The following is a 26,357-nucleotide window of genomic DNA, read 5'->3' on the forward strand; positions in this document are numbered from 1 at the left end:
CCGCCCCACATCGCCAGCCCCGTCACCCGTACCTTCGGGGACCCCGGGGTCCCCGTACCCGTGGCGCGGTCGCCGAAGCCGCCCATGATGCCGATGCCGCGGACCTCGACGTCCAGGTCCGGCGGGACGACGACGCCCATGCCGCCGAAGAAGGCGAAGCAGCGGACGACCACCTCGCGGTCCTCGAACCGCGCCTCGCGCAGGTCGATGTTGCCGCCGCCGAACATGGTGAACGCCGTGAAGCGGCGGGCCACCGTCCATCCGCCCCAGCGGCGGAAGCCGCCCCACATGGCGAAGGCGCCCTTCGAGGTGGCGGGCCCGCCGATCCGCCCGGCCCAGCCGCCCTCGTCACGCTTCGTCATGGAGACGCTCCCGGAACCCGCTCCGGAACCCGCCGCGGGCAGGTCCCGCACCAGCGGCTCCAGTTCCGCGTGCGTACGGGCCTTGTACGCCGCGTCGACGCGCTGCCCGAACTCCTCCATGTCGAGCCGCCCCTCGGCAAGGGCCTCGCGCAAGACTTCGGCAATGCGCTCGCGTTCGGCGTCGGAGGCCCGCATCTCGGGAAGTTCGCTCGTCATGGCGAACAGGGTAGCGACCACGGGACGGGGCACAGACGGGGCAGAGGCGGGGCACGGACAGGGCACAGGACGACACAAGGGCGCCCCATTCGGCGCATAGCAGTCGCATCCCACGGCACATCCCGTCGTTGAACCTCGATAGTCCGCCGACCTCGAGCGCCGGAGTGCCGGACCCACCCGTTCGGCCTACGGCGCGGCCACCGCTGTGCCACGTCTTCCGACCCCGAACGCATGATGCGATGGTGTCCGGCGGGACGTACGGCGCACAGCGAACCGACCGACACGACGGAGTCCCTGACGACAATGAGCGACGAGCAGTCACAGCAGCGGCAGGCGGGCTGGTCGCCCAAGGGCACCGCCGCGAACGGCAGACCCGGCAGACCCAGGCGCACCGGCTGGCGCAGACTCCTGCCGACGTGGCGCATGGTGCTGGGCGGTTTCCTGCTGATCGTCCTGCTGATCGCGGGCGGCCTCGTCGCCGGCTACATGCTGGTGAACATCCCCCCGGCCAACAAAGCGGCCGTCGCCGAGAGCAACGTCTACCTCTACGCGGACGGCACCCAGCTCGCCCGCGACGGCGAGGTCAACCGCGAGAGCGTGTCACTGAGCCGCGTGCCCAAGACCGTCCAGCACGCCGTGCTCGCCGCCGAGGACCGCGACTTCTACTCCGAGTCCGCCGTGAACCCCGAGGCCATGCTGCGCGCCGCGTGGAACACCGTCACCGGCAAGGGCAAGCAGTCCGGCTCCACCATCACCCAGCAGTACGTCAAGAACTACTACCTGGGCCAGGAGCAGACCATCAGCCGCAAGGTCAAGGAGTTCTTCATCGCGATCAAACTCGACCGCGAGGAGAGCAAGGACGACATTCTCGAAGGCTATTTGAACACCAGCTACTTCGGGCGCAACGCCTACGGCATCCAGGCCGCCGCCCAGGCGTACTACGCCAAGGACTCCGACAAGCTGGACACCGCCGAGGGCGCCTACCTCGCGACGCTGCTCAACGCGCCCAGCGCGTACGACGTCGGCGCGCACCCCGAGAACAAGCCGCGCGCCATGGCCCGCTGGAACTACGTCCTCGACGGCATGGTCAAGAAGAAGTGGCTCGCCGCGGACGAGCGGGCGAAGACGCAGTTCCCCACGCCCGGCAAGTCCCGGCCGCGGGTCGGCATGTCCGGCCAGCGCGGCTATCTGGTGGAGGCCGTCAAGGACTACCTCACCACCGACAACAAGATCGTCGACGAGCAGACGCTGGCCCGCGGCGGCTACCGCATCACCACGACCATCGAGAAGGACAAGCAGGACGCCTTCGTCAACGCCGTGCAGAAACAGCTGATGGACGACCTGAGCGACAGCAGACCGGTCGACCACTACGTCCGCGCGGGCGGCGCCTCCATCGACCCGACGACGGGCCGGGTCGTCGCGCTCTACGGCGGCATCGACTACACCAAGCAGTACGTCAACAACGCCACCCGCCGCGACTACCAGGTGGGCTCCACTTTCAAGCCCTTCGTCTTCACCTCCGCCGTCGAGAACGACGCGACGACGCAGGACGGCCGCCCCATCACCCCCAACACCCTCTACGACGGCACCAACAAACGCCCGGTGCAGGGCCGGGGCGGGCCCGTCGGCTACGCGCCCGCCAACGAGGACGACAGGTCGTACGGACAGATCACCGTCACCAAGGCCACCGACCTGTCCGTCAACGCGGTCTACGCCCAGATGGCGCAGGACGTCGGTCCGAGCAAGGTCAAGGACACCGCGATCGCCCTCGGCATCCCCGCGAAGACCCCCGAGCTGACCGCCACCCCCTCCATCGCGCTGGGCGTGGCCACCGCCAGCGTCCTCGACATGGCCCAGGCGTACGCGACGCTCGCCAACCACGGCAGGCACGGCCCGTACACGCTGGTCGACAAGGTCACCAAGGGCGGCGAGAACGTCGAACTGCCCGGCAAGGAGCCCAAGCGGGCCGTCACGCGCGACGCCGCCGACACCACCACGGCCGTGCTGCGGAGCGTCGTCGAAAGCGGCACCGGATCGGCCGCGCAGGCCGCCGGACGCCCCGCCGCGGGCAAGACGGGCACGGCGGAGGAGGACAAGGCCGCCTGGTTCGCGGGTTACACCCCCGACCTGGCGACCGTCGTCGCGGTCATGGGCCAGGACTCCGACACCGGCACCCAGAAGCCGCTCTACGGGGCGACCGGGGAGGCCCGCATCAACGGCGGCGGCGCGCCCGCGAACATCTGGGCCGCCTACACCGAGGCGGCGCTGAGCGGCACCCCGGTGAAGGACTTCGACCTCCAGATGTCGGGCGCCGGACCCGCGCCCACGCTGGAGCCGCCCTCCTCCTCGGCGCCGCCGTCGGAGAGCTCCGCACCGCCCACGCCCTCGGCGCCGACCGGCTTCCCGACCCGCCCCACGCGCCCGCCGGGGCCGCCGACCGGCCCGCCGACGCTGCCGGGCCCGCCGACCGGGCTGCCGAGCCTGCCGCCCTTCACGCTCTTCCCGGAGCAGAAGGACGGGCAGCGGCACGAGCGGGAGGGGCTCCTGGGCTACGAGTACTGACGTGCTGACGTACCGACGTACCGGACGTACCGACGTCAGTGGCCCGAGGTGGCCTTGAGGCCCACCACGGCCACCAGCAGCAGGACGACGAAGAAGATACGCGCGGCGGTCGCGGGCTCACCGAGCACGGCCATGCCGAAGACCGCCGCGCCCGCCGCGCCGATGCCGACCCAGACGCCGTACGCCGTGCCGATCGGCAGCGTCCGGGCGGCCTGGGAGAGCAGCAGCATGCTGGCGGCGATACCCGCGACGGTGAACACGCTCGGCCAGAGCCTGGTGAACCCGTCGGTGAACTTCATGCCGATCGACCAGGCGACCTCGAGCAGACCGGCGACGGCGAGCAGGACCCATGCCATGACGGCACCTCCGTGGAAGACATTCCTTCAGGGGGTGCGTCGTCTTGTCCTGACCCGGTACGGCGCGTCTCGTCGGGCACTTACGACCGTAGCAAAGCCCCGGGACGAACGGGGATCAGAGGTAGAGCCCCGTGGAGTCCTCGGACCCCTCCAGGCGCTCCGCCGCCACCGCGTGCAGGTCGCGCTCGCGCATCAGCACGTACGCCACGCCGCGGACCTCGACCTCGGCGCGGTCCTCCGGGTCGTAGAGCACCCGGTCGCCCGGCTCCACCGTGCGCACGCTCTGGCCGACGGCCACGACCTCCGCCCACGCCAGCCTGCGGCCCACCGCCGCCGTCGCCGGAATGACGATGCCGCCGCTGGACCGGCGCTCGCCCTCCGGAATGTCGGTACGGACCAGCACCCGGTCGTGGAGCATCCGGATGGGCAGCTTGTCGTGGGTGGTGTTCGTACTCACGCCATGACCGTACCTGGCCGCGTACGGCCTCGCGGCCATGGCGGCGGATCGGTTGGTGTGAGCGGGGCCACGCTGCGCGCGCCCCTTACGGGGCTCAGGCCTTGCGGCGGCGGGAGGAGACCGTCAGGAGGCCGATCACGCCGACCGCGACCATCGCGACCGGGACGATCCGCTCCAGGCGCGGGCTGCCGTCCTCGGCGACCAGGCCGGCGCGGACGTCGGAGACCAGGCGGTTCACCGCCACATAGGCGCGGCCCGCGGTCTGGTCGACCTTCGAGGTCACCTTCGCCTTGGCGTCGCCCACGATCGTCTTCGGGTGCATCCGCACACCGATCTCGTCGAGCGTCACGGCGAGCTCCTGCCGCCTGCGGGCGATGTCCGCCTCGATCTGCGCAGGGGTCCTGGCATCCGACACCGCGCTGCCTCCGTCGTCTCGATAAGAGTGATGATGAGTGATGACGACAGTCTGTCAGCTCGGCGGACCCCGTGCCCCACGGCACCCCCGATCGGCAGGCTGACTACGCTCGGGACCCGGCCCCGATCCCGAGCGATCCCGATGAGGAGATGTCCATGAGCGAGCGCCTGCAGCCCGGCGACACCGCCCCCGCCTTCACCCTGCCCGACGCCGACGGCAAGCCGGTGTCCCTGGCCGACCACAAGGGGCGCAAGGTCATCGTCTACTTCTACCCCGCCGCGCTCACGCCCGGCTGCACGAAGCAGGCGTGCGACTTCACCGACAACCTCGACTTCCTGGCCGGACACGGCTACGACGTGATCGGCGTCTCGCCCGACAAGCCGGAGAAGCTCGCGAAGTTCCGCGACAAGGAGTCGCTGAAGGTGACCCTGGTCGGCGACCCCGACAAGACCGTCCTGACCGCGTACGGGGCGTACGGCGAGAAGAAGCTCTACGGCAAGGTGGTGACCGGCGTCATCCGCTCCACGGTGATCGTGGACGAGGAGGGCAAGGTCGAGCGCGCGCTGTACAACGTCAAGGCCACGGGCCACGTAGCGAAGATCATCAAGGACCTGGGACTGTAGCCTCCGGCAGGCCCCGAAAGGGGCGCGGGGAACTGCGCGCCCAGCCACAGCGAACCCGCAGCCGCGCGCGCAGCGCAAGAGGCACCCCGGTGGGCGCAGCCGACCCCCGGTCCCGCAGGCGACCGGGGGTCGGGGGCGCAGCCCCCGGCCATGGTCAGGCGGTGACCGTCTGCGGGGCGGAGCGATCCGCCTCGTCCTCGGCCAGCGGCAGCGTCAGCGTGGCCTGAGCGCCACCGTCCTCCGCCTCGTCAAACGTGAGCGTCGCCCCCAGCACCAACGCCTGCCCCACGGCAATCGTCAGCCCCAGCCCATGCCCGGTCCCCCGCTCCGGTGCCGCCGTGCGGAAGCGGCGCGGGCCCTGGGAGACGAGTTCCTCCGGATAGCCCCCGCCATGGTCGCGCACCACGATCCGCGTGCCCTCGACGCGGACCTCGATCGGCGGCTTGCCGTGCTTCGCCGCGTTGCCGAGCAGGTTGACCAGGATGCGCTCGACGCGCCGCGCGTCCGTGGCCACGATGCGGCCCTCGCCCACGACCTCGACCGCGACGTCGTCGACACCGCGCTGGCCGCGCGCCCGCTTGACGATGCCGCGCACGAGCGACGGCAGCTCGACCGGGTCGAGCTGCGCCCGCTCCACGCCGGAGTCCAGCCGGGAGACCTCCAGCAGGTCCTCGACCAGGGAACGCATGGTCTGGGCGCGCTCGCGGACCATCTCGACGGCCCGCGGGTGCGGCAGCAGCTCGGCCGAGGCGACCAGGCCCGCCACCGGGGTGCGCAGCTCGTGCGCCACGTCCGCGGTGAACTCGCGCTCGGCGGCCACCCGGGCCGCCAGCGAGGTGGCCATGTGGTGCACCGAGCGGCCCAGCTCGGCCACCTCGTCCCGGCCGCCCGCCGCGAGGACCTCCGCGTCCGGCGGCGCGCCGGCGGCGATCCGCCGCGCCGCGGCCGCGCTCGTCCGCAGCCGCCGCGAGAGGCTCTGCGCCACGAACCACGCCACGACCGCCATCAGCGCCACCGTGGCCACCCCGGCCACGATCAGCGCCTTGTCCAGCGCCTTCTGCACGGGGTCGCGGTCGGGGTAGGGCGCCGAGACGGACAGCACCTTGCCGTCGCCCACGGACGTCGCCGCCCACACCCGCGGATCGGCGCCGCCGCTGATGTACGTACCGGGCTTGCCGTCCGACACCCGCTGCGCCAGCGGGACCGGCAGCGTCGAGTCGTCGAGCTGCGCGCCGAGCGCGAGCAGGCCGTCCCGCTGGTAGACCTGGAGCGCGGAGCTCAGCAGGGCGTCCTGGTAGGACTGTGCCTGCCTGCCGCGCTCCTGGGCCGCGATGTGGTGCACGGCGACGCCGAGCACCACGACGGCGAGCGCGGTGACGAAGGAGATCGCCAGCGCGATCCGGCCACGGATACCCATCACGCGATCGAATACGTTTCCTTCGACTCCCCCATGGGCGTGGCCCCGGTGTAGTCGACGTCGATACCTGTGAACGCCAGCAGCCCGTCGACGTTCTTCGCCCCGTACAACCGGAAGCGCGCGGGATAGGTCGCGGGGGCCGCGCCATTGGCTGCCGCGCCGTTGGCAGCGACCGAGACCTGCACCACGCCCTGCCCCTCGGCGCCGTCCGCGCCGTAGTGCGACCACTTGATGCCGCTGGCCACGACGCCGGTGTTGGCACAGTTCAGAGTGATGATCTGCGGCTCCACGACGGGGGCGCCGAGCCCGCACTCGCGGACCCCGGGCAGCTCCTGCGGCTTGGCCTCCTCCGCCTCCGTGTCCCGCGGCACCTCCCGGATCGGCTGCGGCGACTTCTGCGCGGCGGCCGTCTTGGGGGCGTCGGACACCGAGCCCGAGCGGTCCTGGGCCTGGCAGAGCCACACGCCCGCGAGCGCCAGGACGGTCACCGCGGCGAAGACCGCCAGAACGGTGCTCACGCGGGCCCGCCGGGACACGGCACGCTCGGCCATCGGCCTCTCTTCCTGGACGGGGATGCTGGCGAGGGGCGCATTTGGGACACCCCTGCTGTGAGTGACGGGGAATTCGGGCGGCGCGTTCCCTTCATGCCTATATCAGGTTTCCCGGCGGAACCGGGTTGACCACGCCCGGCCCCAGCGGGCCGGATCGTTCACACATTCGGCGTAACCGCTCGCCCGTCCTGTCGTTGGAGCGTACGAGGCTGTCCGTCGATGGCCGTACCCAGCAATCGCAACCGTCGCGCGCACCGGACGGGAACGGGGTACGGCCTCTGGCCGTGCCCTCGCCCCTCCGGTGCGCTGAGGGAGGGGATCATGCCGGTCAGGTACACCTACGAGCTGCTCGTGGAAGCGGCTCGCGTCTCTACGTCGTACGACGAGGCGGTGCGCTGGTGTGGAGGCGCGTCGACGCCGGGCAGCAGAAGCTATCTTCGCGATGTTGGGCACATCCATGGCTGACGTGTACGCCCGCGAAACGTTGACGGCCGCCGTCGCGGAGTCGGCAGGGTGGGCCGACCTGATGCGCAAGCTGGGAGTCAAGGCCAGCGGTGGCAGGCGCCGCGTCCTCCGGGAGAAGGTCGCCGCTTACGGCATCGACATCAGCCATTTCACGCACCGCAGCCCCTGGCGCAAGTACCCGGACGAGGCCATAGCCGACGCCGTCGCTTCGTCCGCCACCCTGCGCGAAGTCGCGCAGAAGCTCGGCGCGTCACCGGCGGCCGGGACCCTTTCCCACATCCGCCGCCGGATCGCCGCACTGAACATCGACGTCAGCCACTTTCCCGGCCTGAACCGACCCCAGCTCGACTTACCGTTCACCAATGACGAGCTCAGGGCAGCCGCCTTGTCCGCAACGAGCGTTCGCGGCGTCGCACGAGAACTCGGTGTCCCCGATGACGGCAGGACACGCGCGGTACTCGGGCGGATGCTCAGGGATCGGGGCATCGACACCGCGCACTTCCGCAACAGACGGCTTGTGCTGCCGGATGACCAGCTACGGGAAGCCGTGGCCGACGCGACGAGCTTCGCCGACGTCATGCGTGCGCTCGGGCTGGCCGTGAACGACACCAACCACCGCAGGGTCAGAAGGCGGGTCGTCCAACTGGGGCTGGACACTTCCCACTTCGTACGGAGGTCCTGGGGCACGATCCGGGTCGCCGAACCCAAGCCCATCGCGCACGATGTACTCCGGGTACGGCCACGGGGCTCGACACGGGAAAGCCGCGAGCGGCTCCACCGGGCTCTGGGTGAGATCGGCGTGCTGTACCGGTGCGCCTTCTGCGGCAACGAGGGCGAGTGGCTGGGCAGACCGATCACCTTGCAGATCGACCACATCAACGGCGACCGGCTCGACAACCGCAGAGAGAACCTCCGCTACCTGTGCCCCAACTGCCACGCGCTCACGGACACCTGGTGCCGGGGCGGCCAACGCGGGAGAGAGAGCTCTCCGGCCCGAAGGTGACACCCGAATCCCACGAGCAGCCGCCAGCCGGTACCATGGCTGGCGGCTAGCGGCGGTGGCGCAGTGGTGACGCAGCGGACTTAGGATCCGTAGCCCGTGACAGGGCTTGAGGGTTCGAATCCCTTCCGCCGCACAGCAATCGGCCTGTGAATCGAAGAAATCGATTCACAGGCCGATTCTGCTTCGCAGCCCTTATCCCAAAAGCTCCCGCACCACCGGCACCAGCCCCCTGAACGCCTTCCCCCGGTGGCTGATCGCGTTCTTCTCGTCCGGCGTCAGCTCGGCACACGTACGCGTCTCCCCCAGCGGCTGGAGGATCGGGTCGTAGCCGAAGCCGCCCGTGCCGCTCGGGGCATGCCGCAGCGTGCCCTCCAGGCGGCCCTCGACGACGCGCTCCGTGCCGTCCGGCAGGGCCAGGGCCGCGGCGCAGGCGAAGTGGGCGCCGCGGTGTTCCTCGGCGATGTCGGAGAGCTGGGCGAGGAGCAGGTCCAGGTTGGCCTTGTCGTCGCCGTGGGTGCCCGCCCAGCGGGCGGAGAAGATGCCGGGGGCGCCGCCCAGGACGTCCACGCACAGGCCCGAGTCGTCGGCGACGGCGGGGAGGCCGGTGGCCTGGGCCAGGGCGTGGGCCTTGAGGAGGGCGTTCTCGGCGAAGGTGACGCCGGTCTCCTTGACGTCCGGGACCTCGGGGTAGGCGTCGGCGCCGACGAGGTCGACGCCGAGGTCGGCGGCGGCGAGGATGGCGCGGAGTTCGGCGATCTTGCCGGTGTTGCGGGTGGCGAGGACGAGGCGCTTCACGCGGTCTCCTCCAGGGTGCGGGCGAGGGCCTCGCGCTGGGCCGTGTCGAGGGTGGCGCAGCCGGCGACCGCCAGGTCGAGCAGGGCGTTGAGCTCCTCGCGGGCGAAGGGCTCGGCCTCGGCGGTGCCCTGGACCTCGACGAAGCGGCCGTCGCCGGTGCAGACGACGTTCATGTCGGTCTCGGCGCGGACGTCCTCCTCGTAGCAGAGGTCGAGGAGGGGCACGCCGTCGACGATGCCGACGCTGACGGCGGAGACGGTACCGGTGAGCGGCTTGCGGCCGTGCTTGATCAGCTTCTTGGCCTGGGCCCAGGCGATGGCGTCGGCGAGGGCCACGTAGGCGCCGGTGATGGCGGCCGTGCGGGTGCCGCCGTCGGCCTGGAGGACGTCGCAGTCGAGGACGATCGTGTTCTCGCCCAGCGCCTTGAAGTCGATCACGGCGCGCAGGGAGCGGCCGATGAGGCGGGAGATCTCGTGGGTGCGGCCGCCGATCTTGCCACGGACGGACTCGCGGTCGCCGCGGGTGTTGGTGGCGCGCGGCAGCATCGCGTACTCGGCGGTGACCCAGCCCTCGCCGGTGCCCTTGCGCCAGCGCGGGACGCCCTCGGTGACGCTGGCGGTGCAGAAGACCTTGGTGTCCCCGAAGGAGACGAGGACGGAGCCCTCGGCGTGCTTGCTCCAGCCGCGCTGGATGGTCACGGGGCGGAGCTGGTCGGGCGTACGGCCGTCGATGCGAGACATGGGCACGAGCCTATAGGCAACGCGAAGGGCCCCGTTCCGGATCATGTGGATGCCGGTGCGGGGCCCTTGCGGGGGAGCCTGGCGGCTCCTTACATCATGTCCTCGATCTCACCGGCGATCGGGTCGGCCTCGGTGCCGATGACGACCTGGATGGCGGTGCCCATCTTGACGACGCCGTGGGCGCCGGCGGCCTTGAGCGCGGCCTCGTCGACGAGCTCGGGGTCATTGACCTCGCAGCGCAGGCGGGTGATGCAGCCCTCGACCTCTTCGATGTTGTCGATCCCGCCGAGACCGGCGACGATCTTCTCAGCCTTGCTGGCCATGTGCACTCCTGGATGTCTCGGCCTTTCGGCGACGCCGCCGACCGGCTTTCACACGGTAACCCACGTTCAGCGCAACTACGCGGGCATATGTCCGTCATCTGGCGAAAGATGACGACCAACCGGCGCTGCGCTCCGGGAGGCCCGAACACACCGCAAGTGGTCTACACCAGTATGCGGCACAGCGGCGGGTGACCGTCGTCGGGGCGGCGCGCGGAGGGACGAGGCGGAGGCACGGAGATGACGACGGACGCCGCGGCGGCCCCGCGCGGGAAGAAGTGGGCGCAGAGCCTCTTCTCGAACCTGCAGAAGATGGGCCGCAGCCTTCAGCTGCCGATCGCGGTGCTGCCCGCGGCGGGCATCCTCAACCGGCTGGGGCAGCCGGACGTCTTCGGCAAGGACGGGCTGGGCTGGACCGACGTCGCCAAGGTCTTCGCGGGCGCGGGCGGGGCACTGCTGGACTCGGGCCTCGGCCTGCCGCTGCTGTTCTGCGTGGGCGTGGCCATCGGCATGGCGAAGAAGGCGGACGGCTCGACAGCGCTGGCCGCGGTGGTGGCGTTCCTCGTCTACTTCTCCGTCCTGCACCAGTTCCCGGAGGACTGCCCGCACGAGACGAAGTTCGGCGGGGCGGGGCTGTGGAGCGGGGTGTGCGTCACGGGTACGGGCGCGGCGAGCCCGGCGACCTTCCAGAACCCGGGGGTGTTCGGCGGCATCGTGATCGGGCTGCTCAGCGCCTGGTTCTGGGTGCGTTTCCACCGGGTGCGGCTGGTGGACTGGCTGGGCTTCTTCAACGGGCGCCGTCTGGTGCCGATCCTCATGTCCTTCGTCGCGCTGGCCTTCGCGGTGGTCTGTCTGTGGGTCTGGCCGCCCGTGGGGCACGCGCTGACGAGCTTCAGCAAGTGGCTGTCGGACCTGGGGTCCGCGGGCGCGGGTGTGTTCGGTGTGGCGAACCGCGCGCTGCTGGTGGTGGGGCTCCACCAGTTCCTCAACACGTTCATGTGGTTCCAGTTCGGCGAGTACACCAAGCCGGACGGCACGGTGGTGCACGGCGACATCAACCGCTTCCTGGCGGGTGACCCGCACGCGGGCCAGTTCACCTCGGGTTTCTTCCCGATCATGATGTTCGCGCTGCCCGCCGCGGCGCTCGCGATCGCGCACTGCGCGAAGCCGCATCACCGCAAGACCGTGAGCGGCATGATGCTGTCGGTGGGCCTGACGTCGTTCGTCACGGGCATCACGGAGCCCATCGAGTACTCCTTCCTCTTCATCGCGCCCCTCCTCTATGTCATCCACGCGCTGCTGACGGGTGTGTCGATGGCGGTGACGTGGGGCTTCGGCGTGCACGACGGGTTCAGCTTCTCCGCGGGCCTGATCGACTACGTCATCAACTGGGGGCTCGCGACCAAGCCATGGCTGATCATTCCGATCGGGCTCTGCTTCGCGATCGTCTACTACGTGCTTTTCCGCTTCGCCATTACGAAGTTCGACCTGCCCACGCCGGGCCGCGAGCCGGAAGAGCTGGCGGAGGAGATCGAGCGGGAGAACGTGAAGTGAAAAAGCCCGCGAGGTAAACACGCCAGGTAAACACGCGAGGTAAACAGCACGGGACGCGTCGGCTCCGTCACGCACGGGGCCGACGCCCACGGCCCCCGGGACGCCCGCCCGGGGGCCGTTTCCCTGTGTCCGTTTCCCTGTGTCCGAGGCCACCCGGCCCCTCCTGGAACAACGGATTCCTTTATCCCGGACTCACGTGCTACAACAGGTCTAAACCACTGAGTGGTGTAGACCAGATTGCGGGCCGTCCCCCCTTCCCCCCGAGCGCCCGCCTCACCTGGAGGAATCCGATGAGTAAGAGCGCCAAGGCGGCGAAGAAGACGCCTGAGGACGCCGCGCCGGAGAAGAAGGCGAAGGAGCCGAAGGCGTCAAAGGCGTCGAAGAAGGCGTCCGAGACCGCCGCGCCGGAGAAGAAGAAGTTCGGCGCCGGCGCCATGGCCATCGCGCAGCGTATCGGCCGCAGCCTGATGCTGCCGGTCGCGGTGCTGCCCGCGGCCGCGCTGATGGTCCGCCTGGGCCAGCCCGACATGCTGGGCAGGGAGTCCTTCCCCCACTTCCTGAACAAGATCGCCGAATTCATGTCGGCCGGTGGCGGCGCGATCCTCGACAACATGGCGCTGCTGTTCGCCGTGGGTGTCGCGATCGGCTACGCCAAGAAGTCGGACGGCTCCACGGCGCTCGCCGCCGTGGCCGGTTACCTGGTCTTCTCGAAGGTGCTGGGCACCTTCCACGACAGCAGCCTGCCGAAGAAGGAGGCCGTGGTCGACCACAAGGTCGCCATGGTGGAACAGGCCGTCGACGCCAAGGTCCTCGGCGGTGTCGTGATGGGCCTCGTGGTCGCGCTGCTCTACCAGCGCTTCTACCGCACCAAGCTGCCCGAGTGGATGGGCTTCTTCGGCGGCCGCCGCCTGGTGCCGATCCTGTCGTCCTTCGCGGGCCTGGTCATCGGTGTCGTCTTCGGCTACGTCTGGCCGGTGCTGGGCACGGGTCTGCACAACTTCGGTGAGTGGCTGGTCGGCTCCGGCGCCGTCGGCGCGGGCATCTTCGGTGTCGCCAACCGCGCGCTGATCCCGGTCGGCATGCACCACCTGCTGAACTCCTTCCCGTGGTTCCAGGCCGGTTCGTACGACGGCGCCAAGGGCGCCGTCAACGGCGACATCGCGCGCTTCCTCGCGGGCGACCCGAACGCGGGCCAGTTCATGACCGGCTTCTTCCCGATCATGATGTTCGCCCTCCCGGCCGCCTGCCTGGCGATCGTGCACTGTGCCCGCCCCGAGAACCGCAAGGTCGTCGGCGGCATGATGTTCTCGCTCGCGCTCACCGCCTTCGTGACCGGTGTGACCGAGCCGATCGAGTTCACCTTCATGTTCATCGCCCCGGTGCTGTACGCCGTCCACGCGGTGCTGACCGGTGTCTCGATGGCCCTGACCTGGGCACTCGGCATGAAGGACGGCTTCGGCTTCTCCGCGGGCGCGATCGACTTCCTGCTGAACCTGGGCATCGCCACCAAGCCGTGGCTCCTGGTCCTGGTCGGCCTGTGCTTCGCGGCGATCTACTATGCGGTCTTCCGCTTCGCCATCCTCAAGTTCGACCTCAAGACCCCGGGCCGTGAATCCGAGGACGAGGCGTCCGAGCTGAAGGCGTAACAGCGCAGGCGTGACAACGCAGGTGTAACAGCGGCGGGAATTCCCGCAATTACTCCGCACAGCGGCCGAGGGCCCCTGGAATCCATGGATTCCAGGGGCCCTCGGCGTTATTTCCTCGAAAAGCCGGATAGCTGCTTCAGTGCCGCATTACCCGGGCTGAACCTCGTAGACGGCGCCCGCGCGGGCCAGTTCCACCGGCCCGCCGTAGACCGCGCGGGCGTCGCGGAGATTGGTCAGCGGGTCCGTCCACGGCGGGATGTGGGTGAGCACGAGGCGGGCCACGCCCGCGCGGGCGGCGTGCTCGCCGGCCTCGCGGCCGGTGAGGTGGAGGTCCGGGATGTCCTCCTTGCCGTGGGTGAAGGAGGCCTCGCACAGCAGCAGGTCGGCGCCCACGGACAGCTCGTGCAGCGCCTGGCAGGGCCCGGTGTCACCGGAGTAGACCAGCGCGCTGCCGTTGTGCTCGATCCGGAAGGCGTACGCCTCGACGGGGTGCCGGACCCGGTCGGTACGGATGGTGAGCGGGCCCGCGGTGAAGGTGCCCGGCTTCAGGGTGCGGAAGTCGAAGACCTCCGCCATGCAGCTCTCGTCCGGCACGTCGCCGTACGCCGCGGCCAGCCGCTGCTCGGTGCCCTCCGGACCGTGGACGGGGATGGCGTCCGCCCTGCCGCCCTCGTGCCGGTAGTAGCGGGCGACGAAATAGCCGCACATGTCGATGCAGTGGTCGGGGTGCAGATGCGACAGCAGAATGGCGTCGAGGTCGTAGAGACCGATGTGGCGCTGCAGCTCGCCGAGGGCGCCGTTGCCCATGTCGAGGAGCAGCCGGAAGCCGTCGGCCTCTACGAGGTAGCTCGAGCAGGGCGATTCCGTGGACGGGAACGACCCGGAGCATCCGACGACGGTGAGCTTCATACGGGCCTGAACCTCCGTGGGCCGGTTACGGGGGGCCATGAGCGGTCCGTCGAGCGTAAGGCGCGGAGCGGACGGCCGCTCCTCTGCGAGGTTCGGTTGTGGTTGAAGTCACCGGTACGGACGCGCTGCGCCCGGCTTTGCGGGGTGGGGTGCCCCGCTTCTGCTGCGCGGGGCGGTGCGCCTACCGGGGTGCGTCTTGCGCTTCCGCGCGCGGCTGCGGGCCGGTGGCTCGTTGCGCCTACCGGGGTGCCACCCGGGCCCGGTGGGCGGCTACGGGTCGTCGACGGCTGGTCGCGCCCACGCGGCGGAGCCGCAAATGCAACAGAGCCCCGCGCCCCTGATGGGGCACGCAGCCGCGGGGCCTCAGGCCCAGAGCTGGCCCTGCAAGGCCGTCATGGCCTCCTCGTCCGTGGTGGCCGTGTAGACGCCCGTCGAGAGGTACTTCCAGCCGCCGTCGGCGACGACGAAGGCGATGTCGGCGCGCTCGCCCGCCCGTACCGCCTTGCGGGCCACGCCGAGCGCGGCGTGGAGCACCGCACCCGTGGAGATGCCGGCGAAGATGCCCTCTTCGGCGAGGAGTTGCCGGGTGCGCCGGACCGCGTCCTCGGAGCCGACGGAGTAGCGCGTGGTGAGCACGGACTCGTCGTAGAGCTCGGGCACGAAGCCCTCGTCGAGGTTGCGCAGCCCGTAGACGATGTCGTCGTAGCGCGGCTCGGCGGCCACGATCCGTACGTCCGGCACGTGCTCGCGCAGGTAGCGGCCCACACCCATCAGGGTGCCGGTGGTGCCGAGACCGGCGACGAAGTGGGTGATCTCGGGGAGGTCGGCGAGGATCTCGGGGCCGGTGCTGGCGTAGTGCGCGCCCGCGTTGTCGGGGTTGCCGTACTGGTAGAGCATCACCCAGTCGGGGTGCTGCGCGGCCAGTTCCTTGGCTTGGCGGACGGCGGTGTTGGAGCCCCCGGCGGCGGGCGAGGGGATGATCTCCGCGCCCCACATGGCGAGCAGCTGCCTGCGCTCCTCGCTGGTGTTCTCCGGCATGACGCAGACCATGCGGTAGCCCTTGAGGCGGGCGGCCATGGCCAGCGAGATGCCGGTGTTGCCGGAGGTGGGCTCCAGGATCGTGTCCCCCGGCTCGAGCCTGCCGTCCTGCTCCGCCCGCTCGATCATGTGCAGGGCGGGGCGGTCCTTGACCGAGCCGGTGGGGTTGCGGTCCTCCAGCTTGGCCCACACCCGGACGGTGTCGGACGGCGAGAGCCGCGGCAGGCGGACGAGCGGGGTGTTGCCCACCGCTGCCAGCGGGCTGTCGTAGCGCACGGGGACGTCGCCGATCAGGCCATTCCCGCCCGTCACCCGACCACCACCCCATGAGGACGGAGCTCCGCTCCGGCAGCGCCTCCCGCGACGGCGGGGAGGATGGTGACGCTGTCGCCGTCACCGAGCTCGGTGCCGATGCCGCCGAGGAAGCGGACGTCCTCGTCGTTGAGGTAGACGTTGACGAAGCGGCGCAGCTCGCCCTTGTCGTCGACGAGGCGCGCGCGGATGCCGGGGTGGCGGGCGTCGAGGTCCTTGAAGAGCTCGTCGATCGTGGCACCGCTGCCCTCGACGGCCTTGGCGCTGTCGGTGTACGTGCGGAGGATGGTCGGGATGCGGACCTCGATGGCCATGTAGTGGACTCCCTGTCCGAATACGTGCGGGCGTGCGGGCACCTGTGGCAACGACGCCCGCATCGTATCGATTCCCTGTGCGCTTCCCGGAAGCTCGTCCCGTCATCCGGGACCGTCCGTCTCAGTCCTCAGTACGCCTCGACGACCCGGACCTCCTCCTCGGTGACTTCGCCGTCGACTATCCGGAAGGACCGGAACTGGAAGGGGCCGGTGCCGTCGGTGTCGGCCGTGGAGACGAGCACGTAGTGGGCGCCGGGCTCGTTGGCGTACGAGATGTCGGTGCGCGAGGGGTACGCCTCGGTGGCGGTGTGCGAGTGGTAGACGACGGCCGGCTCCTCGTCGCGGTCGTCCATCTCGCGGTAGAGCTTGAGCAGGTCGGCCGAGTCGAACTCGTAGAACGTGGGCGAGCGCGCGGCGTTGAGCATCGGGATGAACCGCTCGGGGCGCCCGGTCCCGACAGGCCCCGCGACCACGCCACAGGCCTCGTCGGGGTGGTCGGCACGGGCGTGGGCGACGATCCGGTCGTAGAGGTCCTGCGTGATGGTCAGCATGGGGGCAAGAATAAGCATTCCCCGCGCCCCAATAGGGGCGCGGGGAACTGCGCGACAAACCCCCACCGGCCCGCAGCCGCGCGTGGAGCGCAAGACGCAGCCCGGTAGGCGCGGGGGTCCGGGGGCGCAGCCCCCGGTGGGTGACCTCTTGAAGTGGGGTGACCCTCGCTCGGGGTGACCCTACGCGGCCCGGTCCAGCTCCGCGCGGGTGGCGGCGGCCAGCTCCGCGTAGTGGGACGCCGGCTTCCGCGCGAACGCCTGCGGGTTGCGGCGCTTGAGCGTGAAGTAGGAGACGACCATCAGCAGGGCCCAGACCGGTGCGCAGTAGAGCGAGACCCGGGAGTCCTCGTCGATGCCCATGAGCACGATGACCATGCCGATGAAGGCGAGGGCGAAGGCGCTCGTCCAGGGCGCGCCGGGGGCGCGGAACTCGGACTGCGGGAGGACGCCCCGGTCGGCCAGGCGCCGGTAGCGGAGCTGGGCCGTGAGGATCATGATCCAGGCCCACATACCGGAGATCGTCGCGAAGGAGACGACGTAGGTGAAGGCCTGGCCCGGCCACTGGTAGTTGATCCAGACGCCGACCAGCATCAGCGCGGCGGAAGCGGTGGTGCCGCGCAGCGGCAGGCCCTTCTTGCTGAGCTGGGCGAAGAACTGCGGGCCCTGGCCGTTGAGCGCGAGGTCGCGCAGCATGCGGCCGGTGGAGTACATGCCGGAGTTGCAGGAGGAGAGGGCGGCGGTGAGCACCACGAAGTTCACGATGCTCGCGCCCGCCGGGAGGCCGATCTTCTCGAACGCGGCCACGAAGGGGCTCTTGCCGGGCAGGAACTCGGACCACGGCACGACGGCGAGGATGATGATCAGGGCGCCGATGTAGAAGACGGCGATGCGCCACGGCACGGTGTTGATGGCCTTGGGCAGGGTCTTCTTCGGGTCCTTGGCCTCGCCCGCGGTGACGCCGACGAGCTCGACGGCGAGGAAGGCGAACATCACGATCTGCAACGTCATCAGGGTGCTCTTGATGCCGTTGGGGAAGAAGCCGTGGTGCGCCCAGAGGTTGCCGAAGGAGGCGGTGTCACCGGCGTTGGAGAAGCCGAGGGTGATGACGCCGAGGCCGATCAGGATCATGCCGATGATGGCGGTGACCTTGACCATGGAGAACCAGAACTCGAGCTCGCCGAAGAGCTTCACGGAGATCAGGTTGGCCAGGTAGAGAACGACGGTGAAGGCCAGCGCCGAGGCCCACTGCGGGATGTGGACGCTGGAGTCCTTGGTCCAGAAGTTCACATAGGTCGCGGCGGCGGTCACCTCGGTGATGCCGGTGACGACCCAGAAGAGCCAGTAGGTCCAGCCCGTGACATAGCCCCAGAACGGGCCGAGGAACTCACGCGCGTAGTCGGAGAAGGAGCCCGAGACCGGGCGGTACATGAGCAGCTCGCCGAGCGCCCGCATGATGAAGAAGATGACGAGGCCGGCTATCGCGTAGGCCAGGATCAGGCTGGGGCCCGCCCTGTGGATGGCCGTGCCCGCGCCGAGGAAGAGGCCGGTGCCGATGGCGCCGCCGATGGCGATCATCTGGATCTGCCGGTTGCCCAGCCCCCGCTGGTAACCCTCGGAAGCTCCCTGTCCGCTTCCGTCCTGCCGTGCGGCCTCCGCGTCTGCGGAGCGGTCCGCGACCTGCTCAGAGGTCATGGTGGTGCGCCTTTCTCCATACCGATCCGGCCAAGTGCGGATCGGGTCCAGATCCCCCCGGATGGAGTCCTGCAGTGCCGACGGTCGGCCGGCGAAGCGCTCCCGCCGCGACATGGGTGGCGTCACGGAGGCAGGTCGTGAAGGTTTATCACGTGGCGCAATGTGATCGTCCAGAGTGCTGTGGCCCACGCCACAACAAAAGTAGGACAAATAAGAAAAGGCCGCCCAATGGCGACCACTACGGTAACTCGATCGTTATCCGGAATTGAGCGTTCGCTGAGCGAACGGCCGGTGCGCGATGTCCGACTATCGGACGCCGATCGGGTGATTTCGTACCACCCGATCACCACGTCCGTACTGCACCCGCCACTGCGGGAACCGTAAGGTTCAAGCCATCGCTCAGACCATCGCTCAGGCCATCAGCGCCTCGACGAGGGTCTCCTGGAGGCCGCCCAGCCAGAGGTACGCCATCACCATCGGCTTGCGGGGGTCGTCGTCCGGCAGCCGCAGGAACGCCTCGCCGTCGTCCTCCTCCGTGACCTCCAGCCGGGTGCCGATGGTCAGCCGCAGGTCGTTGAGGGCGCCCAGCCAGCGGCGGCACTCCTCGGGCGACAGCCGCAGCACCGCGCCACGGTCGCCGCCGACGGCCAGCGCGTCCAGCGAGCGGACGACGGCGAGGGCGTCGTCCCGCTTGCGGGCCCGCAGGTCGTTCTCGGTGTAGCGGCGGAATTCCGCGGCGTGCGCGCGCTGCTCCACGTCCTGCGGGACGCCGGGCTCGCCGTACGCGTCGGGGAAGAGCCGGGCCAGCGCGGGATCGGCGGGCGGCTCGCTCGGGCCCTCGGCGAAGAGGCGCGCGAGCGGATCGGCGTCGTCCGGGCCGTGCCCCTCGCCGGGCCCGATGAGCTCCAGCAGCTGGACGGCCAGGCTGCGCAGGATGGAGACCTCGACCTCGTCCAGGGCCACGGCGGCCCCGCCGCCCGCGAGCGGCTCGAAGTACCCGGCCATCAACGGTCCTGCGACAGGGTCGCCCACAGGCCGTAACCGTGCATCGCCTGCACGTCACGCTCCATTTCCTCGCGACTGCCGCTGGACACGGTGGCGCGGCCCTTGTGGTGGACGTCGAGCATCAGCTTGTGGGCCTTGTCCTTGGAGTAGCCGAAGTAGGCCTGGAAGACATACGTCACATAACTCATGAGGTTGACGGGGTCGTTGTGAACCAACGTGACCCAGGGGACATCGGGCTCGGTCACCGCGAAGGGTGCCTCGCTCGACTCGGGACGTTCGATCTCAACGGGGGCGACGCTCACGTCATCCATGCTGCCACTCGCCTGCGGCGAGCGCACAAACGGGGTGCCGTATGTGGAAAGGGGTTCCCCCTGGGGCTCCGCCCCCGGACCCCGTCGGGGCTTCGCCCCTGGACCCCGGGATCGATTTCGGCTGCGGGACGGTGGGGGCTTGTCGCGGAGTTCCCCGCGCCCCTGACGGGGCGCACCCCGGCGACGACCGCGCGGCGATCCGGGGGCCGGAGCCCCCGCGGAACGCGTGCCACGACCGGAAGGTGACGGAATAGCGCACCCCATCAGGGGCGCGGGGAACTGCGCGATCAGCCCCCGCCGGACCCGCAGCCGCGCGCGCAGCGCAAGACGCACCCCGGTGGGCGCAGCCGGACCACCGGGCCGCACCACAACGGGGTCCGGGGGCGTGGCCAGGCTCAACGGCGAGGTGACGAAGCCCGCCCTTAGAAATCGTCAGTCTGACGAGTAGCAGGGGTAGCATCGTCGCGAAGGCCCTGGACGGACATAAGCGAGGTAGGGCGAAGTGAACGCTGCGGACCTGGGACTGCCGGTGGCTGTGCCGTCGACGGCCCTCTTCACCGACCGGTACGAACTCACGATGCTGCAGGCCGCGCTGCGGGCCGGCACCGCGGACCGCCGGTCGGTCTTCGAGGTCTTCACCCGCAGGCTGCCCGAGGGCCGCCGGTACGGCGTCGTGGGAGGCACCGGCCGGGTGCTGGACGCGGTGGAGAACTTCCGCTTCGACGCGGGCGTCCTCCGCTTCCTCGCCGACCAGCGCATCGTCGACGAGCCGACGCTCGCCTGGCTGGCGGACTTCCGCTTCCGCGGGGACATCTGGGGCTACCCGGAGGGCGAGGTCTACTTCCCGGGCTCGCCGATCCTGCGCGTCGAGGGCTCCTTCGCCGAGGCGGTGCTGCTGGAGACGGTGATCCTGTCGATCCTCAACCACGACTCGGCCGTCGCCGCCGCGGCCTCGCGGATGTCGGCCGCCGCGGGCGACCGGCCGCTGATCGAGATGGGGGCCCGGCGCACGCACGAGCTGGCCGCCGTCGCCGCGTCCCGCGCCGCGTACGTGGGCGGCTTCACCAGCACCTCCGACCTCGCGGCGGGCTTCCGCTACAACATCCCGACCGTCGGCACCAGTGCGCATGCCTTCACGCTGCTGCACGACAGCGAGAAGGACGCCTTCACCGCGCAGGTCGCCTCGCTCGGCAGCGGCACCACCCTCCTGGTGGACACCTACGACGTCGCCGAGGCCGTCCGCATGGCGGTGGACATCGCCGGTCCGGAGCTGGGCGCGGTGCGGATCGACTCCGGCGACCTGCTGCTGCTCGCCTACCGGGTGCGGCAGCAGCTCGATGCCCTGGGCGCCTTCGACACGAAGATCGTGGTCACCAGCGACCTGGACGAGTACGCCATCGCCTCGCTGGGCGCGGCGCCCGTGGACGCGTACGGCGTCGGCACCCAGCTGGTGACCGGCAGCGGGCACCCCACCTGCTCGATGGTCTACAAGCTCGTGGCCCGCGCGGACTCCGGCGAGCCGGACGCCCCGCTGCGGCCGGTGGCCAAGAAGTCGATGGGCGGGAAGACCTCCATCGGCGGCCGCAAGTGGGCGGCGCGCCGCCTGGACGCGGACGGCGTGGCCGAGGCGGAGGTCGTCGGCACCGGGCCGGTGCCCGAGGAGCTGGCCGACAGGCAGCTGCTGGTGGAGCTCGTGCGCGGCGGCAGGGCCGTCGCCCGCGAGCCGCTGGACGCGGCGCGTGACCGCCACAGGGCCGCGCGGGCGGGCCTGCCGATGTCGGCCACCCAGCTCTCGCGCGGCGAGGCGGTGCTCCCTACGGAGTACGTCTGACGGGCGGAAACGGACGGGGCGTTCCGGGTACGCCCGGACGGTGCGCCGCCCGGGCGCGCCGAGACCCCCTCCCAATACGCCACGGGAGTCACTACCCTCGGTCACAGCGACTTGATCCGCACTGTCGGCCGAGGGCCTTTCACAAAGGATCCGCACTATGCAGCGTGCACTGATCATCGTCGACGTGCAGAACGACTTCTGCGAAGGCGGCAGCCTCGCGGTCGTCGGCGGTGCCGATGTGGCCGCGGCCATCACCGACCTCGTCGGCGAGGCGGGCGCGGGCTACCGGCACGTCGTCGCGACGCGCGACCACCACATAGATCCCGGCGGCCATTTCTCCGACCACCCGGATTTCGAGCACACCTGGCCCGTGCACTGCGTGGCGGGCACGGAGGGCAGCGGCTTCCACCCCAACATCGCGCCCGTGATCGCCTCGGGCGCCATAGAGGCCGTCTTCGACAAGGGTGCCTACGCGGCCGCCTACAGCGGCTTCGAGGGCGCCGACGAGAACGGCGTCCCGCTGGCGGACTGGCTGCGGGAGCGCGACGTGACCGAGGTCGACGTCGTGGGCATCGCCACGGACCACTGCGTCCGGGCGACCGCGCTGGACGCCCGGCGGGAGGGCTTCGCCACCCATGTGCTGCTGGACCTGACGGCGGGCGTCGCCCCGCACACCACGGAGAGGGCGCTGGAGGAGATGCGCCGGGCCGGCATCGAGCTGAGCGGCAAACCGATCGTCCAGGGCGGCTGAGTCCCGCCCTCGCGGGGCATGGGTGCCGCAGCCGTCAGGGGCGGAGCCCCGGGAGGCTGCCTATCGGGTGCCAGGACTCCGTGTCGTCCGTCAGGGACGCCCGCCACACCAGCCCGTCCGGGTGGTGCAGCACGGCGGTGATCTCGTCGGGGGTGGGCGGCTCGGTGTTCCCCCGCAGGTAGACCGCCCGGAAGCCGAGGTTCCGAAGGCGTGTGAGCGCCCGCTGGCGGTTCACGGCATGGACCAGGACCCGTACGCGCCCGCCCTCGGGCACCGGCAGGGACAGGGCGACGACCACCGTGCCGCCCGGCAGCTTCGTGAACCCGCCACCGGCCATCCACGCCACCTCTCCCCCGGTCCGGACGGCCGGGGTGTCAACAACGACGTCCGTGAGAGCGCCACGACAGTCATCTAAACGCGATCGGCCGCCGCCCGCTAGGGGGCGACGGCCGATGCACTTCTGACCTGCGGAGATGATGGTTTCAGGCGGTTTTTCCCCGGATTACCTACCCGACGGAGCCACCTGGAGCGTCATCGTGGAGCCGTCCAGCGCCTGGTGCAGGATCTTGATCCGGGTGTTGGTGTCAGTAACCTGCACACCGCCCGTGGGGTTGCTCGGGTCGTAGTAGGTGCCCTTGCGGTCGTCGAAGACCGGGCTGCCGAGCTTGCCCTTGATCCGGGTGGCGACGCCGTCCTTGTGGACGGTGTAGCCCTGCGCCGGGAACCAGCTGAAGGTCGAGTCGTACGCCTGGAAGCGGTTGCGCATCAGCGAGCCGTCCGCCCACTTCTCGGCCTTCGGGTGGGCGTCGACGGGCAGGATGCGGCCCACGCCCGGGTGCACGCCGACGTTGTTGTCCGCCTGCGAGGTGTCCCACTTCCAGATCAGCAGACCCGGCTGGTAGGGGAAGTGCTCGACCCACTGGGGCTTGCTGCTCTTCCAGCCGAAGTTGTACGGGCCGACCTTGAGGGTCCTGTCGTACGACACGTACTGCCGGTTCTCGGCGATGTAGTACTGCGCGTACTCCTTGGTGAAGGACTCGCCGATGCGCGAGAAGCCGTCGGCCTTCCAGCCGTTGTCGCCGCCCTCGGCGTTGTCCGTGAAGACGGCCGTACCGTCGGCGGTGAGGCTGATCGCGTCGGCGGTGAAGCCCTTGCCGGAGGCGCCGCCGTCCGTCTGGTAGCGGAAGCGCAGGTCGATCTTCTTGCCCGCGTAGGCGTCGAGCGGGAACGACAGCTTCTTGTACGCGCCGGAGACACCGGTCAGCGCGGGGCGGTCGCCGCCGTCACGGGTGACGGGCTTGCCGTCGGCGGTGCCGTCGAGCGGGGTCCAGTTCGCGCCGCCGTCCGTGGACACCTCGGTGTAGAGGAAGTCGTAGCCCGTCTCGATGTCCCACCAGCCGGAAAGGTCCAGCTGTGCCTTGGACTTGCCGGTGAGGTCCACGCCGCGGGTGAGGGTGTTCTTGAGGTTGTCGCCCTGACCGCCCCACCACTGCTTGCTGCCCTCGGCGGGCTTCACCACATCCGTCTTGACCGCCTTGGCGGGCAGGTCGACGACGAGCGCCTGCTTGTCCTTGGTGTTGTACTCGGCCACGCCCAGCTTGTGCGTCGACTTCGTCGCCGCCTTCGCCTTGTCGTAGTTGAGCCAGCCGAGCTGGAGCTTGTCCCAGGCGCTCATGTCGCCGGGCAGGTCGCCGATGGAGTCCTTGCCGTTGCCCAGCCAGGAGCCGGCGGACATCAGGGACCAGTAGTCGACGGACGACTCGCCCTTGCCGGTGGTGTCGTACTCGTCGGGCAGGCCGAGGTCGTGGCCGTACTCGTGGGCGAAGACGCCGAGGCCGCCGTTCTCCGGCTGCATGGTGTAGTCGCCGACCCAGAAGCCGGTGTCACCGATCTGGGTGCCGCCCGCCTTGTTGTCGGCCGGGCCGGTCTTGCCCACGTCCGAGCCGTAGGCGTACCAGCGGTGCGCCCAGATCGCGTCCTTGCCCTGCTTGCCGCCGCCCGCGGACTCGTCCTCGCCGGCGTGCACGATCTGGAAGTGGTCGATGTAACCGTCGGGCTCGTTGAAGTTGCCGTCGTGGTTGTAGTCGTTGCGGTCCCACTGGTCGTACTGGGCCAGCGTCGCCTTGATGTCGGCGTCGGAACGGCCCTGGGCCTTCTGGTCCTTGACCCACTGGTTGACTCCGTCGCGCACCAGGTCCCAGGCGCTCGGGCAGTTGGTGGAGCCGCAGTAGTTGGAACCGTAGCGGGCCTCGTTCCAGGGGACCCGGACCCAGTCCGTCACCACGCCGTCGACCGAGTAGCGGCCCGAGGACTGCTTCTCGTAGTACTTCGCCAGGGACTCCTTGTCCTTGTCGTGCGAGAAGTACAGGTCCTGGTAGTGCTGGCGGTTGAAGTCCTTCTGCCAGGCCGTGCTGTTGTCCTTGGCACGGTCCGGCTTCTCTATCGTGTTGTGCGCCGGGCCGGGGGTGCCGCCGTACTTCTTCACCGGGGGCTGCGGGCCGTCGGGGCCGTCCGGGTCGTACATCGTGGTGTCGTCGACCTTGTCGCCGAAGTCCACCAGGATCGTGAATATCTTGTCGGTCTTCTGCCGGGCCAGCTCGACGTACTTCCCCTTGCCGAGCTGGACGACCGACGAGCCGCCGCGCTGCTGCGGCTTGGCCTCGCCGGATATCACCTTGTCGACGGCGGCCTTGCGCTGCGCCTCGGCCTGCTTGCTGAACGGGCCCTTGAGATCGTGCTCGACGCCACGCGGCGCGGGGTCCTGGCGCACGACGGCGGCGGGCTGGTCAGACCCTGCCGCTCCGGCCGTTCCGGTCGCGTTCGCCGCCAGCGCCGATCCGGCCACCCCGACCGAAAGGGTCGCCGCGCCCAGCGCGACGACCGTGGCCACTGCGGCGGATCTGGCGACCCTCCGTTGGCTGCTCTTCACTTGTTTCTGTCCTCCCCAGTAACAAACTTGGGAGGTATTTGACCGGACCGATGAGAGAAAAGACAGATCTTGACCGATGCTGTAACAGCACGTACATTATCCGGCCTTTAAATCACGGATTTCGGACACCAACAGCCGGACTTGTCCCACATGTTGGACAGGCGCATGGCCAAGTGCGCCCCCTGTGCTTCGATACCGTCGATAAGGTCACGCTTACCAGCAGTTCCGCTCGGGCAGACAGGACCGTAGAGTCGTTTTGGTGTACGCACCAGCCGGCTCCGCACCCCACACATTGCCCCGAGGACGGATCCCGCCATGCCGCGTCCGACCCTTGCACAGATAGCCTACGGTTCGGCCACCGTCGTATTCTCGACCCTTGCCATGCTGCTGCTGACGCAGACACGAACAGGGCCCGGAATAGCGGTCATTGCCCTTGTCGCCCTTTTCCTGGGCCTGCTGGTCGCCATGACGGTCCCGGTGGCACGGCCGTCGCTGCGCGCCCGGGCCCGCCGCGTGCGCGTCCCCGGCCCAGGGGGCCGGGCCCCGGAGCCCACGCGGCCACCCGCCGAGGCCAGGGTGAGCGAGCACTCACTGCACGGTTGAGACCACCACGGTCTTCGCCGCCTTGTCGTGAATGCACTGGTGATAGGGCATGTCCCAGGTGCACCACAGCACATTGATCAGCCAGAAGACGAAGCCGCAGCACGGCACGACTTCGGGCAGGGAGTAGACGGCGGCGCGTGTCCAGCCCGGCGTCCCCTGGGGGATCGCGCCGTTCTCCAGCATGGCGACGCGGATCTTCATGGCCATCTTGCCGACGGTCTGACCGCGGGTGGTCAGCATCAGACCCTCGTAGATGAAGTAGACGAGCATGGTGACGATGCCGAGGCTCGTCGTCTTGGAGTCCGTCGCGTTCCAGCGCTCTCCCCACGTGACCGCCGAGTAGACGGCGCTGATGGGGATGCCGACGAGCAACGCGTCGATGATCCGCGCGACGAGGCGCCGCCAGCGGGCGGCGAGCGGCGGCATGCCCGCGAGCGGGTCGGTGGCGCCGTACTGGTCCCCGTAGGGATTCCCCGGCCCCCCGGGACCGCCGTAGGGGCCGCCACCACCGGGGGCTCCGTAAGCGCCGCCACCGGGAGCCCCGTAGGGCCCGCTCCCGGGAGCTCCGCCTCCACCGTAGGGGTCACCGCCGTAGGGCCCGCCGGGCGGCGGGCCCTACGGCGGTGACC

General features: G+C 70.1%; 27 protein-coding genes, 1 tRNA gene and 1 riboswitch. Of the genes, 9 read left to right on the forward strand and 19 right to left on the reverse strand.

Annotated elements, in window-relative coordinates:
* A partial coding sequence (locus K6I34_RS06370) for a DUF1707 domain-containing protein (RefSeq protein WP_229323102.1) occupies positions 1-578 on the reverse strand: 578 nt, incomplete at its 3' end.
* A 303-nt stretch (positions 579-881) separates the two neighbouring features.
* Between K6I34_RS06370 and K6I34_RS06375 the strand changes: the two genes are divergently transcribed.
* Positions 882-3,140, forward strand: a complete 2,259-nt coding sequence (locus K6I34_RS06375) for a transglycosylase domain-containing protein (RefSeq protein WP_229323103.1) — start codon at positions 882-884, stop codon at positions 3,138-3,140.
* 35 nt (positions 3,141-3,175) lie between these two features.
* Here the strand turns inward: K6I34_RS06375 and K6I34_RS06380 are convergent, their stop codons facing one another.
* The 3 genes from K6I34_RS06380 to K6I34_RS06390 all read right to left on the reverse strand — a co-directional run bounded on the left by K6I34_RS06380 (position 3,176) and on the right by K6I34_RS06390 (position 4,368).
* Positions 3,176-3,496 carry a multidrug efflux SMR transporter gene (locus K6I34_RS06380; RefSeq protein ID WP_121798432.1) on the reverse strand — a complete coding sequence of 107 codons (321 nt, stop codon included), beginning with the start codon at positions 3,494-3,496 and terminating at the stop codon, positions 3,176-3,178.
* Positions 3,497-3,529: 33 nt separating this feature from the next.
* Positions 3,530-3,597: riboswitch (guanidine-III (ykkC-III) riboswitch) on the reverse strand.
* A gap of 14 nt (positions 3,598-3,611) precedes the next feature.
* The gene (locus K6I34_RS06385; protein WP_058046871.1) at positions 3,612-3,914 is read right to left on the reverse strand and encodes a co-chaperone GroES; all 303 of its coding nucleotides are present in this window, start codon (positions 3,912-3,914) and stop codon (positions 3,612-3,614) included.
* 133 nt (positions 3,915-4,047) lie between these two features.
* Entirely contained in the window at positions 4,048-4,368 is a 321-nt protein-coding gene (locus K6I34_RS06390) for a DUF3618 domain-containing protein (RefSeq protein WP_229323104.1), read from the reverse strand.
* Between the two features lie 155 nt (positions 4,369-4,523).
* Here K6I34_RS06390 and bcp point away from each other — a divergent pair, with 155 nt between their 5' ends.
* Positions 4,524-4,991 (forward strand): thioredoxin-dependent thiol peroxidase, encoded by a 468-nt coding sequence (gene bcp, locus K6I34_RS06395; RefSeq protein WP_229323105.1) that lies wholly within the window; start codon positions 4,524-4,526, stop codon positions 4,989-4,991.
* Between the two features lie 154 nt (positions 4,992-5,145).
* On the opposite strand, the gene K6I34_RS06400 is transcribed toward bcp, so the two are convergent.
* On the reverse strand, positions 5,146-6,408 hold the full coding sequence (locus tag K6I34_RS06400; protein ID WP_229323123.1) for a sensor histidine kinase KdpD: 1,263 nt from the start codon (positions 6,406-6,408) through the stop codon (positions 5,146-5,148).
* Entirely contained in the window at positions 6,408-6,959 is a 552-nt protein-coding gene (locus tag K6I34_RS06405) for a hypothetical protein (RefSeq protein ID WP_229323106.1), read from the reverse strand. The genes K6I34_RS06400 and K6I34_RS06405 overlap by 1 nt, the downstream gene beginning before the upstream one ends.
* Before the next feature lie 457 nt (positions 6,960-7,416).
* Between K6I34_RS06405 and K6I34_RS06410 the strand changes: the two genes are divergently transcribed.
* Positions 7,417-8,427 carry an HNH endonuclease gene (locus tag K6I34_RS06410; protein ID WP_229323107.1) on the forward strand — a complete coding sequence of 337 codons (1,011 nt, stop codon included), beginning with the start codon at positions 7,417-7,419 and terminating at the stop codon, positions 8,425-8,427.
* A 49-nt stretch (positions 8,428-8,476) separates the two neighbouring features.
* Positions 8,477-8,560: transfer RNA gene (locus K6I34_RS06415), tRNA-Leu, on the forward strand.
* A gap of 59 nt (positions 8,561-8,619) precedes the next feature.
* Here K6I34_RS06415 and rdgB read toward each other — a convergent pair.
* The 3 genes from rdgB to K6I34_RS06430 all read right to left on the reverse strand — a co-directional run bounded on the left by rdgB (position 8,620) and on the right by K6I34_RS06430 (position 10,285).
* Positions 8,620-9,222: an RdgB/HAM1 family non-canonical purine NTP pyrophosphatase gene (gene rdgB / locus K6I34_RS06420; RefSeq protein ID WP_229323108.1), complete on the reverse strand. Its 603-nt coding sequence runs from the start codon at positions 9,220-9,222 to the stop codon at positions 8,620-8,622.
* Positions 9,219-9,962: a ribonuclease PH gene (gene rph / locus K6I34_RS06425; RefSeq protein WP_229323109.1), complete on the reverse strand. Its 744-nt coding sequence runs from the start codon at positions 9,960-9,962 to the stop codon at positions 9,219-9,221. Before rph ends, rdgB begins: the two co-directional genes overlap by 4 nt.
* Positions 9,963-10,051: 89 nt before the next feature.
* Positions 10,052-10,285, reverse strand: a complete 234-nt coding sequence (locus K6I34_RS06430; RefSeq protein WP_229323110.1) for a glucose PTS transporter subunit EIIB — start codon at positions 10,283-10,285, stop codon at positions 10,052-10,054.
* A 237-nt stretch (positions 10,286-10,522) separates the two neighbouring features.
* On the opposite strand from K6I34_RS06430, the gene K6I34_RS06435 reads away from it, so the two are divergent.
* Positions 10,523-11,836: a PTS transporter subunit EIIC gene (locus K6I34_RS06435; RefSeq protein WP_229323111.1), complete on the forward strand. Its 1,314-nt coding sequence runs from the start codon at positions 10,523-10,525 to the stop codon at positions 11,834-11,836.
* A gap of 434 nt (positions 11,837-12,270) precedes the next feature.
* Complete coding sequence (locus tag K6I34_RS06440) at positions 12,271-13,482, forward strand: PTS transporter subunit EIIC (RefSeq protein ID WP_229323124.1); 1,212 nt, start codon at positions 12,271-12,273, stop codon at positions 13,480-13,482.
* Between the two features lie 147 nt (positions 13,483-13,629).
* Here the strand turns inward: K6I34_RS06440 and K6I34_RS06445 are convergent, their stop codons facing one another.
* The 7 genes from K6I34_RS06445 to clpS form a co-directional block, all read right to left on the reverse strand.
* Entirely contained in the window at positions 13,630-14,391 is a 762-nt protein-coding gene (locus K6I34_RS06445) for an MBL fold metallo-hydrolase (RefSeq protein ID WP_229323112.1), read from the reverse strand.
* A gap of 363 nt (positions 14,392-14,754) precedes the next feature.
* Positions 14,755-15,705 (reverse strand): PLP-dependent cysteine synthase family protein, encoded by a 951-nt coding sequence (locus K6I34_RS06450; protein ID WP_229323125.1) that lies wholly within the window; start codon positions 15,703-15,705, stop codon positions 14,755-14,757.
* 32 nt (positions 15,706-15,737) lie between these two features.
* Positions 15,738-16,055: a MoaD/ThiS family protein gene (locus K6I34_RS06455; protein WP_229323113.1), complete on the reverse strand. Its 318-nt coding sequence runs from the start codon at positions 16,053-16,055 to the stop codon at positions 15,738-15,740.
* Between the two features lie 128 nt (positions 16,056-16,183).
* Positions 16,184-16,606: a Mov34/MPN/PAD-1 family protein gene (locus K6I34_RS06460; RefSeq protein ID WP_229323114.1), complete on the reverse strand. Its 423-nt coding sequence runs from the start codon at positions 16,604-16,606 to the stop codon at positions 16,184-16,186.
* Between the two features lie 180 nt (positions 16,607-16,786).
* Complete coding sequence (locus K6I34_RS06465) at positions 16,787-18,298, reverse strand: amino acid permease (RefSeq protein ID WP_229323115.1); 1,512 nt, start codon at positions 18,296-18,298, stop codon at positions 16,787-16,789.
* A 411-nt stretch (positions 18,299-18,709) separates the two neighbouring features.
* Positions 18,710-19,303: a DUF2017 domain-containing protein gene (locus K6I34_RS06470; RefSeq protein WP_229323116.1), complete on the reverse strand. Its 594-nt coding sequence runs from the start codon at positions 19,301-19,303 to the stop codon at positions 18,710-18,712.
* Positions 19,303-19,614 carry an ATP-dependent Clp protease adapter ClpS gene (gene clpS, locus K6I34_RS06475; RefSeq protein WP_229323117.1) on the reverse strand — a complete coding sequence of 104 codons (312 nt, stop codon included), beginning with the start codon at positions 19,612-19,614 and terminating at the stop codon, positions 19,303-19,305. The genes K6I34_RS06470 and clpS overlap by 1 nt, the downstream gene beginning before the upstream one ends.
* A gap of 502 nt (positions 19,615-20,116) precedes the next feature.
* Between clpS and K6I34_RS06480 the strand changes: the two genes are divergently transcribed.
* Together K6I34_RS06480 and K6I34_RS06485 are read left to right on the forward strand one after the other, a co-directional pair.
* Positions 20,117-21,445, forward strand: coding sequence for a nicotinate phosphoribosyltransferase (locus K6I34_RS06480; protein ID WP_229323118.1), 1,329 nt, complete (start codon positions 20,117-20,119; stop codon positions 21,443-21,445).
* Positions 21,446-21,602: 157 nt separating this feature from the next.
* Complete coding sequence (locus K6I34_RS06485) at positions 21,603-22,196, forward strand: nicotinamidase (RefSeq protein WP_229323119.1); 594 nt, start codon at positions 21,603-21,605, stop codon at positions 22,194-22,196.
* Between the two features lie 34 nt (positions 22,197-22,230).
* Here K6I34_RS06485 and K6I34_RS06490 read toward each other — a convergent pair whose 3' ends face one another.
* Positions 22,231-22,533: a hypothetical protein gene (locus K6I34_RS06490; protein ID WP_229323120.1), complete on the reverse strand. Its 303-nt coding sequence runs from the start codon at positions 22,531-22,533 to the stop codon at positions 22,231-22,233.
* Between the two features lie 165 nt (positions 22,534-22,698).
* Complete coding sequence (locus K6I34_RS06495) at positions 22,699-25,125, reverse strand: immune inhibitor A domain-containing protein (RefSeq protein ID WP_229323121.1); 2,427 nt, start codon at positions 25,123-25,125, stop codon at positions 22,699-22,701.
* A 315-nt stretch (positions 25,126-25,440) separates the two neighbouring features.
* On the opposite strand from K6I34_RS06495, the gene K6I34_RS06500 reads away from it, so the two are divergent.
* Entirely contained in the window at positions 25,441-25,728 is a 288-nt protein-coding gene (locus K6I34_RS06500; protein WP_229323122.1) for a hypothetical protein, read from the forward strand.
* Here the strand turns inward: K6I34_RS06500 and K6I34_RS06505 are convergent.
* Positions 25,714-26,154 (reverse strand): RDD family protein, encoded by a 441-nt coding sequence (locus K6I34_RS06505; protein WP_308293970.1) that lies wholly within the window; start codon positions 26,152-26,154, stop codon positions 25,714-25,716. The genes K6I34_RS06500 and K6I34_RS06505 overlap by 15 nt on opposite strands.
* Positions 26,155-26,357 lie beyond the last annotated feature (203 nt).

The sequence above is a fragment of the Streptomyces sp. UNOC14_S4 genome (assembly GCF_020740835.1).
In the GTDB taxonomy this organism is placed as follows: Bacteria; Actinomycetota; Actinomycetes; order Streptomycetales; family Streptomycetaceae; genus Streptomyces.